The organism is Planctomycetia bacterium (assembly GCA_016795155.1).
Taxonomy (GTDB): domain Bacteria; phylum Planctomycetota; class Planctomycetia; order Gemmatales; family HRBIN36; genus JAEUIE01.
Window position 1 is genome coordinate 155,327 of record JAEUIE010000005.1, and the last position, 16,682, is coordinate 172,008.

Consider the following 16,682-nt stretch of genomic DNA (forward strand, 5'->3'; position numbering starts at 1 on the left):
GGTCAAGATAGAACTACCTTTCGTATCAGACACTTATAGCCTGTGTCAAGCATCAACATTTGAGAATTGTCAGTTGGTAAACCTGGTACCTCGTGCAGCCTATATCCATGTTCCCTTTTGTGCCCACCATTGTGGCTACTGTGATTTTGCGGTGGTTGCTGGTCGTGATGACCTGATGGATGCCTATTTACAGGCACTTCAGCGTGAAATGGGGCCGGAACAGGAAGAGATAGATACTCTGTTTCTGGGTGGTGGAACGCCCTCACACCTGCCCATGCCACAACTGAAAAAATTATTAGATATTCTTCGGGAACGGTTCACCTTAAACCCAGATCATGAATTCAGCATCGAGGTGAACCCTGATAGCCTGACCGATGAAAAACTGCATCTGCTGCAGGAATATGGTGTGAACCGGATGAGCATAGGCGCTCAATCGTTCCATACCCGCACGCTGGCGGTACTGGAACGGCGGCATATATCCGAAGAAGTGCCTCGCGTGGTGGAACTGGCTCGCAGCTTCATGCATTCCATCTCACTTGATTTAATGTTTGGTGCACCGGGGCAGACACTGTTTCAATGGCAGATGGATCTGGAGCGGGCGTTGGCACTGCCCATCAATCACCTTTCCACTTATGGTCTGACCTATGAAAAAGGAACCAGGCTGTGGAAGAGTGTTCGCGAAGGTTTGATTTTACCTTTGACCGAAGAAGATGAACGGCGGATGTACGACCTGGCAATGGATTGGCTGTATGAAGCAGGCTGGGAGCATTACGAGATATCGTCGTTTGCCACGGTGGGGCATCGCTGCAGACACAACCAGGCATACTGGATCAATTTACCCTTTTACGGTTTCGGCCTGGGGGCAGCACGGCATCTGAACTTCATTCGTGAAGTGAACACGCGAAGTATCGACGGTTACATCAAGAAGTGCATGGCGGGTGATTCGCCCACGCAGCAGCGGGAAGCCCACACGCCGGAAAGTTATGCTCGCGAGACAGCAACGCTGAATCTGCGCCGCAAAGAGGGTATTATCCGACGGATGTTTCGCGATCAGACGGAAATAGACATTGATGACATTGCCCACGATGTCATCAGGCGGTTTGTGATGCAGGGGTTATTGGAAGACGATGGTTCCTCGGTGCGGTTGACCAAGGAAGGTAAGTTTTTGGCCGATACGGTGTGCAGTGCGTTTGTATCGGCGATATAAAAAGAAAGTTATCAGCAATCAGCAAACGGCAATTTGCGTTCTCAGACGCCCTTCGGTACCACCGTAATTCCTGCATCGGTGAGGATGTAGCCTTTTTCGCGATCGGCATCGGCATTGTAGCCTATGCTGGTTTTTTCGGGGATGTTAACGCCTTTTTCGATAATCGTGCGACGAATCTGGCAATGTCTGCCAATCGTTACACCGGAAAAAAGTATGGAATCTTCCACCCAACTGTAGCTGTTGATTCTGACATTGGGTGACAGAATGCTGCGAAAGACATGACTTCCCGAAATGATGCTGCCCAGCCCGACTAAACTGTCGATGGCTTCACCACGGCGGGCGTTGGGGCCTAACGCGTGTTCGCCATGCACAAATTTCGGTGGTGGTAACTGAGGTAGCCAGGTGCGGATGGGCCAGTCGCGGTCGTAGAGATTCAAGACTGGATCGGTCGCGATCAGATCCATGTTGGCATCGTAATAGGCTTCCAAAGTGCCTACATCCCGCCAGTATGCCTGGGCTTTGCGGTTTTTGTCGACAAAGGGAAACGCAAACAGACGGTTGGTCTCCACCAGCCTGGGTAACAGGTCTTTGCCGAAGTCGTGGGAAGAATCCTTGCGGGTAGCATCGGCACAGAGCCAGTCGTAGAGGAGTTCTGCCTTGAAGACATAGATGCCCATGGATGCCAGACAGCGGGCCGGGTCATCGGGCATGGGTGCAGCCTGTTCAGGCTTTTCTTCGAAGGCGAGAATACGGTTCTCACTATTTACCTGCATCACTCCAAATTGTGAGCATTCGCCGATGGGAACAGGCAGGCAAGCGACTGTGACATCAGCCTGTCGTTCCCGGTGGGCTTCGATCATGGTGCGATAGTCCATCTTGTAGATATGGTCGCCACCCAGCACCAGGATGAGTTCAGGCTGTTCCTGTTCGATACTATAAATGTTCTGGTACAGGGCATCAGCGGTGCCTCGATACCATTGATCGTTCATACGCTGTTCGGGGGGCAGCACATCAATGTATTCGCCCAGTGGTCGGCTGAGAAAGTTCCAACCCCGCTGGATGTGGCGTTCCAGGCTACGGGCTTTGTACTGTGTGAGAATAAGAATGTGGCGTAAGTTTGAATTAATGCAGTTTGAAAGGGTGAAATCAATGATGCGGTATTGTCCACCGAAGGGAACAGCGGGTTTGGCACGGTCACGCGTCAGCGGTTCGAGCCGGGTTCCTTTGCCACCTGCCAGGAGTATCGTGAGTACACTCAAGGGAAAAGATTCTGTGTGAAGTCAATACCCTACCCACATTACCCATCGTGAGAAAGAATGCAATCTTCAATTTCCAATTAACTCCAGACGTTTTTGCAACCTAGAATGTGGGTAGCAGCGAAGAATGAACAGGTGATCCCATCTGCAACGTATACTGAAGCAGAGGATTTGAAGGAACATCCAATGCCCGGAAGACTAACCATTGCGTTCATTCTGTTTCTTTTCGTTGGCATGTCGCTTTGGCAATGGATGAGGAATTTTGGTTCTGCCGTGGGCGATGGTCCGCAACTGAAGCCTTCGCTCGAATTAGCGGCCCAGGATGGCACCACTAACTGGCAACTCCTGTATAATCGCAGCAGGTTGGGTGATGCTCAGACCACGGTGCTGAAATCATCTTCAGGAGTTTACATTCTCAAGCAGAATGTATTGCTCGATGGCGACCTGGAAGCCTTTATGGGGCCTCTGTCTGCCTTTGCCAAGTTGTCAGGCATCAAGTTGAATGATTACCGTGCCATGATTCGAACTGAGCTGGAACTGACCTATCTTGGTACGATGAAGAAGCTGACATTGAGTTTTGTTGCCAACCCACGACCTGTTCTGACGGCAGAGGCAGCACAGAAAACATTGAAGAACGCAGTCCTCCCTGAAACAGAAAAATCCAAGGACAAAGAGGAGCAGAACTATCTGCTAAGGCTCAACCTTGTTGCAGATGTGCAGGAGCACGATCATCTGAACTTTCGAGGAGAGTTCGCCTTTGCGACCATGAAGTTTCCGATTCGAGATGTTAGTGTGAAGTATCGCAATAAAGAATCGTTTCTGAGCAATATTGCTCCAACCGACTGCATGGCAGGAATCAGATTAGGGCAACGCTGGCAAACGCCTATCATTGATCCGACCCAGATGATGATGAGCGCCTTAGCCACTTCGAAAGCGAATGAACTGAGCAGTGGCGCCTTCAATACCGATGAACTGGTAAAAACCAAGATTGCAGAGATGAACGTACTGGAGGAGTTGAAGGACCTGCAATGGGATGGGAAAAATGTGCCGTGTTATCTGGTACAATCAATGGATAAAGGGACAAAAATGCAAATCTGGGTGAATGCCACCAATTATCGTGTTCTGAAACAATCCATTGAATCAGATCGATACCAGATGGAAATGGTCCGCGAACCGAAGAAAGAGGAATAGCAGGGATTGAGCGTTCATTACATAACACTTTCACATCAAGAACCAACACATGATTGAACTGATCAACGTCTCCAAATCATATGGCAATAAAGAGGCGGTCAAGAACATTTCGCTCAACGTTCAGCGGGGTGAACTTTTTACGTTTCTGGGGCCTAATGGTGCAGGCAAAACCACCACCATCAAGATGCTCTGTGGCCTTCTCAAGCCGACCACCGGCATTTTGAAGGTGGGAGGATACGACATCCAGGCGGAAGGTGATAAGGCACGCCAGATACTCAGTTATGTACCCGACTTGCCGTATCTGTACGAGAAGCTGACAGGCCGGGAGTTCATGCAGTTCATCATCACGATGTATGGTATGGATCCGGATGCAGGCCGCCGACGCATGGAGGAAATGATCGATCTGTTTGAATTGGAATCTTTCGTCGATGATTTGAGCGAGAGTTATTCCCACGGCATGAGGCAGCGAACAGTTTTTGCATCAGCCTTATTGCATCAGCCGGAAGTGCTCATTGTCGATGAACCGATGGTAGGCCTTGATCCTAAAAACCAGCGACTGGTGAAAGACCTGTTACGCGACCAGGTGAAAAAGGGCGTAACGGTGTTCATGTCGATTCACACGCTGGATATTGCCCAGGAACTGGCAACACGCATTGCCATCATCAATCATGGTCGGATAGTGGGCGAGGGCACGCTCGATGAGTTACGCCATAAGGCTGAGCATGGCGGGCAACTCGAGGATGTGTTCCTCAAGCTGACCGAGGCAACTGATGCAGAGGCGGTGGCAGCATGAGTTCCGCCAGCTTGAACTTTACCAATGCCAGTCCGGGAAGCGTGGTTCCACATCAGAGGGCACTCTTTCGCAATCTGATGCAGCGTCTGTTCATCAACGGCATGAAGTTGATGGCGGAGAAGCAACGATTGCGACTCGTCTTGATTATTGTGCTTGGAACCGTCATCTGGGGCGGGCTGCTTTACCTGTTTATCGAAGGGTTTCAGTTTTTGCGGGGGTTTGATTTCAGCGGGAATGTCAGTCTGGGTATTACTGAATTGATCTTCGGGCTATTTTTCGTGTCCGTCACCGCACTGACATTATTTTCCACAGGTTTGATGATCTATGGCAACCTGTTTTCCAGCCCGGAAACGGCGTTTCTGCTGGCATCACCGGCCCATGCCGACCAGGTCTTTGCGCATAAGTATCGTGAAACGCTGATGTTCACCGGCTGGTCGTTCTTCCTGCTAGGTACGCCGATGATGATTGCGTTTGGCATCCTGTACGGAGCATCGTGGGTCTATTATGCTGTCATGCCGTTTTATCTTGTCGGGTTTCTGCTGTTACCTTCAGCAATCGGTGCCCTGGGCTGTCTGCTGATTGTCACGTTCCTGACCAAGAACCGCCGTGCAGTACTGATTGCGGTAGTGGGTGTCGTACTGGTCGTGGCCATTACCTGGCTTATTTCCGCACTGCAGGGAATGCAGCGTGATAGGGTTTCGCCGCAATGGATTGAAAAGCTGATTCAGCATATTCAGCCTACTCGCAATTCGCCTCCTGCCAGTTGGATGACGGAAGGGCTGGTTGCCCTGGTGCGCGTGAAGGGAAACGTAGCATTGCTGTGGAAGTCTGCCTGGGGAGACCGCGAAGAAATAGCACCGCTGATTGATGCACTCTATTACCTCGGTTTAGTCTGGGCCTATGGGCTGATGGCAATTCTGGTAGTTACGGTGCTGGCAACACGCTGGTATCGCCATGCTTATGATCTGGTAATGAGTGAAACCGGCGGGCGAAGAAAGTACCGTAGTTCATGGACCGATCACATCGTTTCCGTGCTCTTGTCGTGGAGTGATGTTCGCACACGCACCTTTGTTCTGAAAGACTGGCGAATGTTCCGGCGTGATGTATCCCAGTGGGCCCAGGTGGTGATCCTCGGTGGCATCATGCTGCTTTACTGCATCAGTATTCCCCGGCTGCCTCACGGGCAGTATGGCGAGCGGGAAAGAGCTTTGATTGGTTTGTTGAATGTTGCAGTAACTGGTTTGATGATGGCAACATTTACCAGCCGTTTCGTGTTTCCACTGATGAGCATGGAAGGTCGCAACTTCTGGATATTGAGTTTGCTGCCCATCGAACGGGAAAGATTGCTGACGAGCAAGCTGGCTTATGCAGCGACGTTTACGACACTGATCAGTGTGACGCTGGTGTTCCTGAGTGAGATCATGCTCCGGCTGCCTTGGCCCATTGTACTGACGCATCTGCTGGGAATGGCGACTCTGACTATCGGGTTGTCTGCACTTGCAGTGGGGCTGGGCGCTTATCTGGTGAACTTGAAGGAAACCAACCCTTCGAAAATAGCGACCGGTTTTGGTGGGACTATTAATCTTCTCTGCAGTCTTGGGTATGCGATATTAGTAGTGCTGATGACATCCTTGGCGGGAGTCATTTACTACAGTGGCTCGATGCTGGCAGAGCATCAACTGGTTGATTTCAACAAGTTTGTGCCCTGGCTGGTGGTCACTTTACTGGGTTTGGTAATACTGGGTGGCATTGCGATTGCAGTTCCCATGCGATTGGGCCGCCGGGCATTCCGTACGATGGAATTTTAAGTAAACCCACAAATGTATCTATTGGGTGATTTGGCACGGTTAGCGTGGGTACACGCAAACCGTGGCACCCGACTCGCATGATTTTTTTTATGGGCACTCTTTTCATCAGGTTAATGCTTGCTGCTCATCAGCACGGCTAGCTGGTTGCCAAAGCATGGCCAGGAACAAGGCTGCCATGCCCAGGCAGGAGGGCACTACGCCACGAGGCCAGGTAAATACCATGATGAAGCAGGAAATGGAAAGAATCAGAAACACACTGAGTGACAGCAGGCGACCCCAATAAATGCTTTGAGGGGAATATCCTTGGTTGGATGCAAAGACACCCAGGAAGCCCAAGCCAGTTGAAACAATGGCAAATGCAGGAATAAGAACGGGGAAATAGCCCACGTCGTGTTCCTCCCTGAACGGTGTGCGGGTCATCAGAACGGCAGGGAGATACCAAAGAGGGCGGAACTGTGGAAGGTCAGATGTCGGCATTGGTGCACGGAAACTTGAGAAGTTTCCAATTCAAATTGAATTGACAGGAAACACCACAGAATTCAGTTGCATTAAAGAGTTGCTTTATCATTCAATCAAAAGTGGATGTAACATCGATTTATCATCTTAACAATAATTTGAGATGAAATGCTGAAAGTTCTTGAGTATTATGGGCAACAGTAGTCGGCGATAATCCAAGTCGAGAATGTTGATGCTGGATGATAAAGGACGTTTCTCCATGATAAGCAACTCTCGCGATGAAAAATGTGAAATGAAACAGACTCTTATGGAAAAACAAGCCACTGAAATATCACAGATTACCACAACGCTGGATAACGCTGATCTTGAACCTCAAAGTAATGAAAGAATACAAGGCAAATTTGGGCGTTATGAAATAGTTCGAATCATCGGCAAGGGAGGGATGGGGGAAGTGTACTTGGCGCATGACACAGTGCTAGATCGCCAGGTGGCAATCAAGTTTCCAAAATTTCGTGGAACGGATATCGCCGCTCAGCGTGAACGATTCCGTCGTGAAGCCCGCGCAGCTGCAGCCCTGCGCCATTCTGGGTTATGTCCCGTGTATGACGTAGGTGAAGAGCAAGGACTCGATTTTCTGACGATGGCTTATGTGGAAGGTCCAACTCTGGCTGAATTGGTCAAAAGGAAGGGACCGTTGCCACCCCATGAAGCAGCGATTGCAATTCATCAAGTAGCCTCTGCAATGGCCTTTGCACATGAACATGGTTTTGTTCATCGCGACCTCAAGCCAACGAACATCGTGATGGAAACGGAAACGCAATCAGCGATCGTATTGGATTTTGGGCTGGCTAAGCGGATTTCGGGAGACAAACTGCCCGAAGAAAAACCGGTGGAAGAACCGATTACGAACGAAGGTGCAATCCTCGGAACTCCGGCTTATATGCCCCTTGAGCAATATACAGGAGATGTGGCACGCATCGGTCCTAGTGCAGATATTTACAGCCTGGGACTTATCCTCTTTGAATTGCTGACTGGAAAACGTGCGTTTCGAGACAACCATGAAATGTTGCAATCAGCCGTTCGTGATGAAAAACTTCCATCACTCTTAACATTGCAGCCTGCTATTGATCCTGGACTCGAAGCAGTTTATGCACGAGCAAGTGCCAGGCTGCCGGAAGATCGTTATTCTAGTATGGCTGAGTTTGCGACAGCACTGGAACCTTTTTGTCAACACAAGGTGTCTTCACGATCGCGATGGAAGATTGCATCGTTACTTTTGGGCACGGTGGCTGCTGCTGTACTTATTGGCATTATTATTTTCACATTTACTACCAGCGAGGGTTCGGTTCGTGTCGAAATCAGCGATGCCAAAGCCCCAGTAGAAATCAAACTAGATGGACAAATCATCCAACTGAACCTGGATGGCAAACCATTGAAAGTAAAACCTGGCAGACATCAGTTTACAGTCAGTGGTAGCGGTTTTGAGACGACCACGACCGAATTTACAGCTAAAGCCGGAGAGCAGGCTACTGTCAAGCTTACCGTGCAGCCTCTTCCCGTTGCCAGAAATGACTTACCAGCTGAATCCAAAGAGAGCATGAAAGAAGTGGCACGCTTAACGATCCTGCTGGAGGAGGCACAACAACGAAATGACAAGCCAGGTGTCCTCCGTTATGCAAGTGAGTTGCTGTTGAATGATCCAAAGAATGAAGATGCCCTGCTTATTCGAGGCCAGTATCGTTTTGAAAGAAAAGAATGGGATAAAGCCCTGATAGATTTCAATCAATGCCTGGAGGTGAATCCTAAGAATGCCAAGGCCTTATATCAACGAAGCATGACAAAATATCAAACAGGGCAGACAAAAGAGGCATTAGCAGGCCTTGATGCTGTTCTTCAAATTACTCCTGATTTTCATGAAGCAGTTCTCCAGAAGAGCTGGTTTCTAGGGTCAATTGGTCTTCATGAAAATGCACTCGCGCTGTGCAACCAGGCGATTGCCAAAAATCCAGAATCAGCAGAAGCCTTCTGGAAACGTGCCAGTATTCAATTTGCCCGAGGAGAGTACCCATCAGCCCAAGAGGATATGAAGGCCGCTATCGGGCTAGATGCCAGATTTCGTAATCAGTTTCCTGAGACCCTGCCTGATCCACCTGATTGGACACCCGGGGATACCACAGCACCAGAACTGAAAGAAATAAATCGCTGGTCCATCTCAAACAATCACTTCCATCACCACGTGCAGATCAAGCCAGATGGGACTCGAATGGCGATTGGTACCAATGGTGGTCATCTGTTTGTCCTGGATTTCCAAAAAGGCAATATTGTTTATGATCAGAGAAGATTATCGAAAATTAAAGCGACATTCAGAAGTGATAATCAGTTGATCTATTCGATCGAAAAAGCCACCCTGGAAACGGATAAGACCATACAAGCAGGTGTCTATCAGTTGGATTTGCAGACGGGCGAATCAGAGAGACTGTTTGACTGTTCAACCAATGGATATCCACACGCTTTAGCACTCAGCGATGATGAAAAAATGCTCGTGGTGGCTGGTTTTACGATCAAGCCTCACCTCTGGGATTTCTCATCACGCAAACTGGTTCGTACTCTGGATGATGCCGAGGGGGTTATAGAGGGTGCTGCCTTTTCCCGGGATGGTCGATATGTATTCACTGCTGCTTGGGATGACCTTCAAAAGCCTGTACGGATGTGGGATGTTTCCACTGGAAAGGAAGTCAGACATTTCAGCGGGCATGTTGGTGGTAGTATTCATCTGGCAATTTCCAAAAAACGAGATCGAATATTGACATGTAGCGTACGTGATAGAACTGCGCGTCTGTGGGATGTTGATTCTGGAAAAGAACTCAAGAGATTATGTCATCCCACCGGTCTCGTCCGTGTCGCTCTTTCACAAGATGGACGTTACGCATTAACGATCAGTGGTTGGCGACACAATCCAGATGGGTCGATCCATGCGCTTGAAATTAATAACCCATTTCCCAAAATATGGCCTAACCAACACGATAATATACTGCGTCTTTGGGATGTTGAAACTGGCCGAGTGATCGGACGATTCAAGGGTGGAAGTGCAGAGATGTATTCCATGGCCTTTACTCCCGATAGCAGTCAGGCAGTCGTTGGTTTTGATCGATCAATAATCTATCTGGATATTGCAAGCGCGGTTAAGCAAGCTGCGGGAAACACATTGAAGTGAGATGTCATCAGGTGAGGTTCAGATGATTTTGTTCACAAGTGAATTTGTAAATACTGCAGAACGTTCGGACGTTGATCATCTAATATTTTGAACTCCTTCAGAAGTTATTAATAATAATAACGTTTCGCTCAATGATTGGTGATCCCAGTTGGAATACGTTCAGCGTATGACCATACCATGGCTATAGAAATCAGGTAAATAACACGTCTTGAAACGTCATGAAAATGCATTTACCTCATCACCCGCTGCCGAATAATTGCCAGATGATGTTCTACATGGCCAGCAATAATATTGGCTAAAGCTGATACTGTCATGGAGTTGTTGTCGACCGTTCCGCGATTGATAAACTGCTCAGTTCGCAATCTCGAAAACAGCATGATGTTCGCCAGCCGCAAACTGATCCATTCGTACAGAAGAGTGGGGATGGATACATTCTGGTACTGCATGCCTTCGACCAGGATGTCCTGATCGAAGCCGGGCAGAGGAGTGGTGTCTCCAGCAGCGATGCGGGCAGCACGGTAGCCAAAGACACGTTCTCCATCGCCCAGGTGGCCCAGAACCTGCCTGAGGTTCCACTTCCAGGGCGAGGTCACTTCCAGCGATGCTGATTCGCTCATGTTTCCGAAAAGTTGTTGCATCTGATCAATCTGGCTGACGAGCATGGAACCAGCCTGGCCGGAAGGAACCAGTTTGATGTAGCGAAGAAAATATTCGTTGCAGTCACCTGCTGCTGGATAGGGGATAGCAATCTGTGGCAGAGAATCCAGAGTGAATGCAAACGGTTTCATGATGTCGGCTCCCATTACCTTGCCAATGAAAAAGCCCCAGCAATTACTGCAAGGGGCAAGGTCAATTACTTCTTGGGATAAGGAGGAACCTTGGGTATCTCTTTGCCCTTGGTTTTGATTTCCTCGAGCATGAGTTCGATGGCCCGATCGAGTTGTGCATCCTTGCCTGTATATTCCTCAGCAGGGTCATTATCGACCACGATGTCAGGATCAACGCCATACCCTTCCATGATCCATTCCTTGCCTTCGCGATCGTACCGGCTGAACTCAGGACGATTAAGTGTGCCACCATCCAGGAGAGGCAGCGTACCTCGGATGCCAACAACGCCGCCCCAACTTCGCTTGCCGATGAGCTTGCCCATGCCGTAAGTCTTGAAACGGTAGGGGAAGATATCGCCATCGCTGGCGGAGAACTCATTGAGCAACATGCACTTCGGGCCAACGTGCATACCACCTGGATCGGTGTTGGGAGTACCATTGCGGGTGATGCCGACCATGACCAGTTCTCGGCGAAGGCGTTCGGTGATCATGGGGGAGACATTGCCGCCGCCGTTGCCTCGATCATCAATGATCAGAGCTTTCTTGTTCAACTGCGGATAATACTGCCTGGTGAACTGGTTCAGGCCATTCTGCAGCATGTCGGGGATGTGCAGGTAACCAACCTGGCCACCCGTTTTCTCTTCCACATACTTGCGGTTGCGTTCTACCCAGGCGTGATAACGGATTTCGCTTTCATCGCTGAGTGGCGTCACAATCACTTCGCGGGCGCCTTCTTCCTTTGGTTCCTTGTTGATCTTCAGCACCGTCGGGCGACCTGCGGTACCCATCAGGGCGATGTTGGGGTTCACCAGATCTTTGACTGCATAGCCATTGATGCTGAGGATGTAATCCCCTTCCTTGATGTTGGAGTTGTTTTCGGTAAGTGGTGAACGAAGGCGGCTAGACCAGTTGGCGCCGGGAACCATTTTGCCGATTTGCAGCGTGCCAGCCTTGGCATCCTGTTTCAGTTCAGCTCCAAGGAGGCCCATCGGTATCTTGTTAACCGCAGGCAGTTCGCCACCACCCACATAGGCATGGCCACAGTTCAACTCACTGATCATTTCGCCGATGATATAAGTCAGATCAGCACGATGCTGAACATGTGCGACCAGCGGTTCATATTTCTTCTTCATGGCTACCCAATCGACGCCATGGAGATTGGGATCGTAGAAGAAATCGCGCATCTGTCGCCAGCATTCGTTGAACATCTGTTTCCATTCAGCCTGACGGTCGAGCCGTACTTCCAGCCCATCGAGCTTGAGTGTTTCTCCACCAGGAGGGATGGGGCCTTTGGGCAGATCAATGATGCTGTAGCTGCCTGGGCCACGGGAGATCAACATCTTCTTGCCATCCGCACTGATTTCATAGCCATTGATCTGGCCGAGCGCTGTTTCCTTGGGAGCGGGTGCTGACAGATCGAAGACATGGAGTTGACCAGCGCGCGTGTAGTAGACGCTACTGCCTACCGATTGCATGTTGCCGTAGTTGCCGGGAGCAATGGGTAAGCCCAGTGTGCGTTCGATGATTCCATCGAGTTCGATCTTGGTGATTTCCGGCTTTTTCTCTTCGGGCTTCTTGTCCTCAGCCTTTTTCTCTTCAGGCTTCTTGTCCTCAGCTTTCTTTTCTTCCTTGATGGTGACTTCATCGCTCTTGGGAGCAAAAGGTGAAACAGTTGCCTTGGCTAATGTGGTGAAGTAAATGCGATTGGTATTGGTATAGATGTGGTTGAATTCGGTCTGACCGTACGTGGGGTTGAAATCGCGAGCGGAGACGAAAAAGAGATACTTGCCATCACCGCTGAAGCAAGGGCCTGCTGAATTGTAGAAGGCTTCCGTGACAGGCGTCGATTTGCCATCAGCCAGGCTGCAGAGGTAAACCCTGCTGAATGCTCGAACTTCGGGGAAGGTGTAGGCAATCCAGTTGGAATCAGGCGACCAGACGAAATCATGCATCTCAAAGGAGTCGGCTTTGACGACCTGCTTTACCTGCTTGCTCGCAATATCCACATACTGGATTCGCTGTTGTCGATCAGACCAGGCGATCTTCTTGCTGTCGGGTGACCAGAGCAGTTCATATTTGTAAACGTTGCCGCCGGTGGTGATGGCAACAGGTGCACCACCTGCCTGAGGGAAGAGGACGATTTCATCTTCACCACTGGCATCGGAAACTGCAGCAATCCACTTGCCATCGGGCGACCACTTGGCATTGCGTTCATGCACTCCAGGAGTGTTAGTCAGGTTTCGTGTAGGACCATTCTGAGCAGGAACGGTGAAGAGATCGCCACGTGCGCCGAGCAGCGCACGTTTGCCATCGGGGCTGATTTCAAACTGGATCACGTTGTTCTTGACCGAAATCAGGCCGCCACGACCGCTGCTGAAATCTTCATTGAGTTGTACCGGAATCTTGTCCAGCTTTTCGGTTTTCAGATCGAACTTGTAGAGATGGCCACCGTTTTCAAAGACAACAGCATTATCACCCAGGCTGGGGAACTTGATGTCGTAATCGGTGAACTGGGTTAACTGTTTGGTCTCCTTGGTCTTCGGATCAACGCGGTACAAATTGACTTTCTTGTTGGCGTCACGATCCGAGATGAAATAGACCCCAGTGCTGTGGAACATGGGGAAGGTATCGAGAGCGCCGTTATTGGTCAGGTTCTCGATTTTCTTGGTGCCAATGTCGTAGAGCCAGACATCGTCTGCCATGCCGCCACGGTAGCGTTTCCAGGTACGGAATTCACGGAAGATGCGGTTGTAGACAAATTGCTTGCCATCGGGTGAGAAGCTACCGAAGCCGCCACGGGGCAGGGGCATGGGTTCAGGCAAATGACCATCGACATCTACCAGAAACAGTTCGCCAATGAAATCGTTGAAGCTCTTCATGCGGCTGCGGAACAGGATTCGTTTGCCATCGGGATGCCAGGCCATCACGATGTTATTGGGGCCCATGCGGTCGGAGACTTCATCGCGACCCAGCGTGGCAGTGTAGGTTAATCGCTTGGGAACGCCACCCGCGGCAGACATGACATAGACTTCGGTGTTGCCATCGTACTGGCCTGTGAAGGCGATCCACTTGCCATCGGGCGAGAAGTGGGGGAACATCTCAAAACCATCGTGGCTGGTGAGCCTTCGGGCAGTTCCACCGCTGGCTGGCACGCTGTAAAGGTTGCCTGCGTAGGTGAAAGCAACAGTATCCCCATGTATGGTGGGGAATCGAAGCAAACGGGCTTCCTGCGCCTGTGCCGATGAAAAACTCAACGCGAATGCCATCAGAACCAGAAATGAACGCAACACGCAAAACTCCCGACAGGTTAGGCGATTGACATACTTCTGTCAGGATAAGACGATGAGTCCAGTGCTGGCAACGGGGAAATGGTACAGTTTGCGAGAATGAGAGATTGGGGAGAAGCACCGCGTGAAATTGATCGATTGTCAGGCTGTTTATACACATTTATACACGGGTATACACGAAACCGTGTATATAAGGAATCGAATGCTGAAAAACAGCCTGAAACAAACCAAGCCGGGTTATTGCCCGGCTTGGTTTGAGTAATTTGGTATGCTTATTTGCTGACATGCCCCTGGACAGGCAGTTCGACAGTCGAGTTATCAAGATCAGTAAGAATTTTGATCTTCTTAACCAGTTCGCCTGCTTCGGCATTGCCTGAGTAGGTGATTTTGAGCACATGGGCCACCTTGGCTTCGTCTGTTTTGGTTTGATCAATGCTCAAAGTATTGTCGAGGCCTTCGACGCCTGTGATTTTGAAGGGCTTGGCACCACGGATCACGATTTTCTTTTCAACCGTGCTGGTTCCGAGTTTGCCCAGGTTCAGCGTTTGTGGCGTTACAGCCAGTGAACCCTGAATTTCCACGCTCATGGGAATGCGAATGCGCGGGGTGGTTGGGTCGTTAGTCACCAAACCAATGCTGGCATGCCAGAAACCGGCAGGGGTGTCTTCACGCAGGCGAACCGTCAGTCGATAACTGTTAGGCTGAGTGCCATTCGGGTCAATTCTGGTCTGCAGGTAGCCATTTTCATTTTCGATACCGGTGATGCGCCAGCCTGAGAAGGCACGGTGTTCCACTACGACGGATTGTGAGGGAGCAGCACCGAGTTTGACTTTGCCAAACTGGATGGAATCAGGACTGAGAGTAATGTCATCGCGGCTGACGGTTTTCAACATCAGCCTGGTTTCGGCAGCGTAGGGGCGATCAAAAGCGACATAAATGGTGAAATCGCGAGTGCCGCTGTACAGAATGGTGTTCACTTCCACCATGACGGAGGATGATTCGCCGGGGGCGATTTCTTCTTTGACAGCGCGGGCTGTCGCACAGTGGCAGGAAGTGCGTGTGTTCGAGATGTGAACCGATTGCTGGGTGTTGTTGGTGAACTTGAAATGATGGACGAGTTTGGTGCCACGAGGCACGCCACCTACGTCTTTGACCGATTCTTCAAAGCTGAGAACAAGGTTATCGGCGGCGAAAAGATACGATGGCGCCAGCAGCGCGAACAGCAGGGTAAAACGAGAACGGAACATGCCGACCTCTGATGGCACAGAGACTCAAACCCCCACCAATCAGTGAACGACAGCGTGTGTGCGTCAGCACGGAGCGTCCAGCTTACATTAAGCTCGACTGATCGGCGATGCACTAATTTTTCCACCACCCAGCAGAATAGTCAAAAAAGAGCACCTACACCAGACATAAACGACAGACTTTTTCGGAAGGGTCATAGCGTAGCGGTAAACTGATCATCCTGGGTAAGCTTTTCCGGATGCAAGCTGATTAGCAGATTCACCAAGGGCACGGGCGAGTACCAGCACGCGAACGCTGCCTGCACCCGCCTGTAATAGTGCCCTGGCACAGGCATCAGCCGTGCTGCCGGTAGTCATTACATCATCAATGAGCAGAACATGTTGACCACGGAAACGAATGGGAATACTTGCTTTCATCGCTTGCATCAGGTTTTTGCGGCGCTGGGATGGAGTGACTGAAGCCTGCAGGGGAGTTCGACTGGTTCGCCAGAGCCACCAGGTTCGTAACGGTTTTTGCAAGACGCGGGATACGGCCGATGCCATCACTTCGGCCTGGTTGTAACCACGCCAGAAACGACGCGACCAGTGCAATGGGACGGGAACAATAGCGTCAACCGGCCACTGGTTCAGTTGTGGCTGAAACTGTTTAGCCAGCATCGTTGCACTGTGGAAAGCCAGGGATTCGTTCGCTTGGTGTTTCAGTTGCAGTATGAGGGATCGCAAAGGTTGCTGGTAGCCACCCCAGGCCAGTGCTGCGGCAAATGTATAGTCTTCGTCCTGGCAGTGTGGACAATTGACCGCGTTGGCTGGCATGGTCGGAAAAGGAGCCGCACAGCGTGGGCATTGCGACTGCAGCAAATGGTTACATTGTATCCGGCAGGATTCGCAGAAAGGCTCGCGATCTTCAGGAGCATGGTGTTTATCGCACAGATGGCAGCAAGGCGGATAGACTAGATCACCCAAACCCTGCGACAGCGATACAATCCAGGGTTGATGCAGAATCAAGTCAATTGGCCTTTCAGATTTCCTGGTCGCCGCCGATGGAGGTATGTCCCTTGTGATGATGCTTCTTGCCATAGGTGCGGTCAAGCATCGTTTCCATTTTTTCTGCAGCAGCACTGACAGCTTCGATCACGGTACCAGCCAGGTGCGTTACAGCAACGGGAGTCCGCCCAGCAGGTCGTGCTTCCAGTACGCATTTCTTATCATCGCCACGATCTTTGTGGCTGTTTTCATCATGCACAAAGACATCGACCCGGGTCAGGTGTTCCGTGAACCGGCTCAAGGTATGAGTGACAATGGAGGTTATCTGTTCATTCTGTTCGCTATCGCCCTGGCTGTTTTTGTCCAAGTGAATCTGTATCTGCATATTGTTCTCCTTGTAAGTGTTTCGTTTTCC

Annotated in this window: 12 protein-coding genes; 5 read left to right on the forward strand and 7 right to left on the reverse strand. The window is 50.3% G+C overall.

Annotated features, from left to right (window positions below; translation table 11 throughout):
- Positions 1-82: 82 nt before the first annotated feature.
- Positions 83-1,207 carry a radical SAM family heme chaperone HemW gene (hemW, locus tag JNJ77_02710; protein MBL8821471.1) on the forward strand — a complete coding sequence of 375 codons (1,125 nt, stop codon included), beginning with the start codon at positions 83-85 and terminating at the stop codon, positions 1,205-1,207.
- Between the two features lie 41 nt (positions 1,208-1,248).
- Here the strand turns inward: hemW and glgC are convergent, their stop codons facing one another.
- Complete coding sequence (gene glgC, locus JNJ77_02715) at positions 1,249-2,466, reverse strand: glucose-1-phosphate adenylyltransferase (protein ID MBL8821472.1); 1,218 nt, start codon at positions 2,464-2,466, stop codon at positions 1,249-1,251.
- Positions 2,467-2,571: 105 nt separating this feature from the next.
- On the opposite strand from glgC, the gene JNJ77_02720 reads away from it, so the two are divergent.
- The 3 genes from JNJ77_02720 to JNJ77_02730 are packed head-to-tail and all read left to right on the forward strand — an operon-like array spanning position 2,572 to position 6,255.
- The gene (locus JNJ77_02720; protein ID MBL8821473.1) at positions 2,572-3,654 is read left to right on the forward strand and encodes a hypothetical protein; all 1,083 of its coding nucleotides are present in this window, start codon (positions 2,572-2,574) and stop codon (positions 3,652-3,654) included.
- Positions 3,655-3,703: 49 nt separating this feature from the next.
- Positions 3,704-4,447, forward strand: coding sequence for an ABC transporter ATP-binding protein (locus JNJ77_02725; GenBank protein MBL8821474.1), 744 nt, complete (start codon positions 3,704-3,706; stop codon positions 4,445-4,447).
- The gene (locus JNJ77_02730; protein ID MBL8821475.1) at positions 4,444-6,255 is read left to right on the forward strand and encodes a hypothetical protein; all 1,812 of its coding nucleotides are present in this window, start codon (positions 4,444-4,446) and stop codon (positions 6,253-6,255) included. Before JNJ77_02725 ends, JNJ77_02730 begins: the two co-directional genes overlap by 4 nt.
- Positions 6,256-6,360: 105 nt before the next feature.
- On the opposite strand, the gene JNJ77_02735 is transcribed toward JNJ77_02730, so the two are convergent.
- Positions 6,361-6,642, reverse strand: coding sequence for a hypothetical protein (locus JNJ77_02735; protein MBL8821476.1), 282 nt, complete (start codon positions 6,640-6,642; stop codon positions 6,361-6,363).
- Between the two features lie 301 nt (positions 6,643-6,943).
- Between JNJ77_02735 and JNJ77_02740 the strand changes: the two genes are divergently transcribed.
- Positions 6,944-9,925 (forward strand): protein kinase, encoded by a 2,982-nt coding sequence (locus tag JNJ77_02740; GenBank protein ID MBL8821477.1) that lies wholly within the window; start codon positions 6,944-6,946, stop codon positions 9,923-9,925.
- Positions 9,926-10,155: 230 nt separating this feature from the next.
- Here the strand turns inward: JNJ77_02740 and JNJ77_02745 are convergent, their stop codons facing one another.
- The 5 genes from JNJ77_02745 to JNJ77_02765 form a co-directional block, all read right to left on the reverse strand.
- On the reverse strand, positions 10,156-10,713 hold the full coding sequence (locus JNJ77_02745; GenBank protein ID MBL8821478.1) for a DinB family protein: 558 nt from the start codon (positions 10,711-10,713) through the stop codon (positions 10,156-10,158).
- A 65-nt stretch (positions 10,714-10,778) separates the two neighbouring features.
- Positions 10,779-14,018, reverse strand: a complete 3,240-nt coding sequence (locus tag JNJ77_02750) for a PD40 domain-containing protein (GenBank protein ID MBL8821479.1) — start codon at positions 14,016-14,018, stop codon at positions 10,779-10,781.
- 293 nt (positions 14,019-14,311) lie between these two features.
- On the reverse strand, positions 14,312-15,286 hold the full coding sequence (locus JNJ77_02755; GenBank protein ID MBL8821480.1) for a DUF1573 domain-containing protein: 975 nt from the start codon (positions 15,284-15,286) through the stop codon (positions 14,312-14,314).
- Positions 15,287-15,499: 213 nt separating this feature from the next.
- Positions 15,500-16,096, reverse strand: coding sequence for a ComF family protein (locus JNJ77_02760; GenBank protein ID MBL8821481.1), 597 nt, complete (start codon positions 16,094-16,096; stop codon positions 15,500-15,502).
- Between the two features lie 205 nt (positions 16,097-16,301).
- A complete protein-coding gene (locus tag JNJ77_02765) occupies positions 16,302-16,652 on the reverse strand; it encodes a ribosomal subunit interface protein (GenBank protein MBL8821482.1) in 351 nt (116 codons plus the stop codon).
- Positions 16,653-16,682: the final 30 nt, after the last annotated feature.

Excerpts from the sequence above, each read along its gene's own strand:
- JNJ77_02720 (MBL8821473.1), top strand. The coding sequence starts at position 2,572 with ATGTGGGTAGCAGCGAAGAATGAACAGGTGATCCCATCTGCAACGTAT.
- JNJ77_02765 (MBL8821482.1), bottom strand. The coding sequence starts at position 16,652 with ATGCAGATACAGATTCACTTGGACAAAAACAGCCAGGGCGATAGCGAA.
- JNJ77_02725 (MBL8821474.1), top strand. The coding sequence starts at position 3,704 with ATGATTGAACTGATCAACGTCTCCAAATCATATGGCAATAAAGAGGCG.
- JNJ77_02730 (MBL8821475.1), top strand. The coding sequence starts at position 4,444 with ATGAGTTCCGCCAGCTTGAACTTTACCAATGCCAGTCCGGGAAGCGTG.
- JNJ77_02740 (MBL8821477.1), top strand. The coding sequence starts at position 6,944 with ATGCTGGATGATAAAGGACGTTTCTCCATGATAAGCAACTCTCGCGAT.
- JNJ77_02755 (MBL8821480.1), bottom strand. The coding sequence starts at position 15,286 with ATGTTCCGTTCTCGTTTTACCCTGCTGTTCGCGCTGCTGGCGCCATCG.
- JNJ77_02750 (MBL8821479.1), bottom strand. The coding sequence starts at position 14,018 with ATGGCATTCGCGTTGAGTTTTTCATCGGCACAGGCGCAGGAAGCCCGT.
- JNJ77_02760 (MBL8821481.1), bottom strand. The coding sequence starts at position 16,096 with ATGCCAGCCAACGCGGTCAATTGTCCACACTGCCAGGACGAAGACTAT.
- JNJ77_02745 (MBL8821478.1), bottom strand. The coding sequence starts at position 10,713 with ATGAAACCGTTTGCATTCACTCTGGATTCTCTGCCACAGATTGCTATC.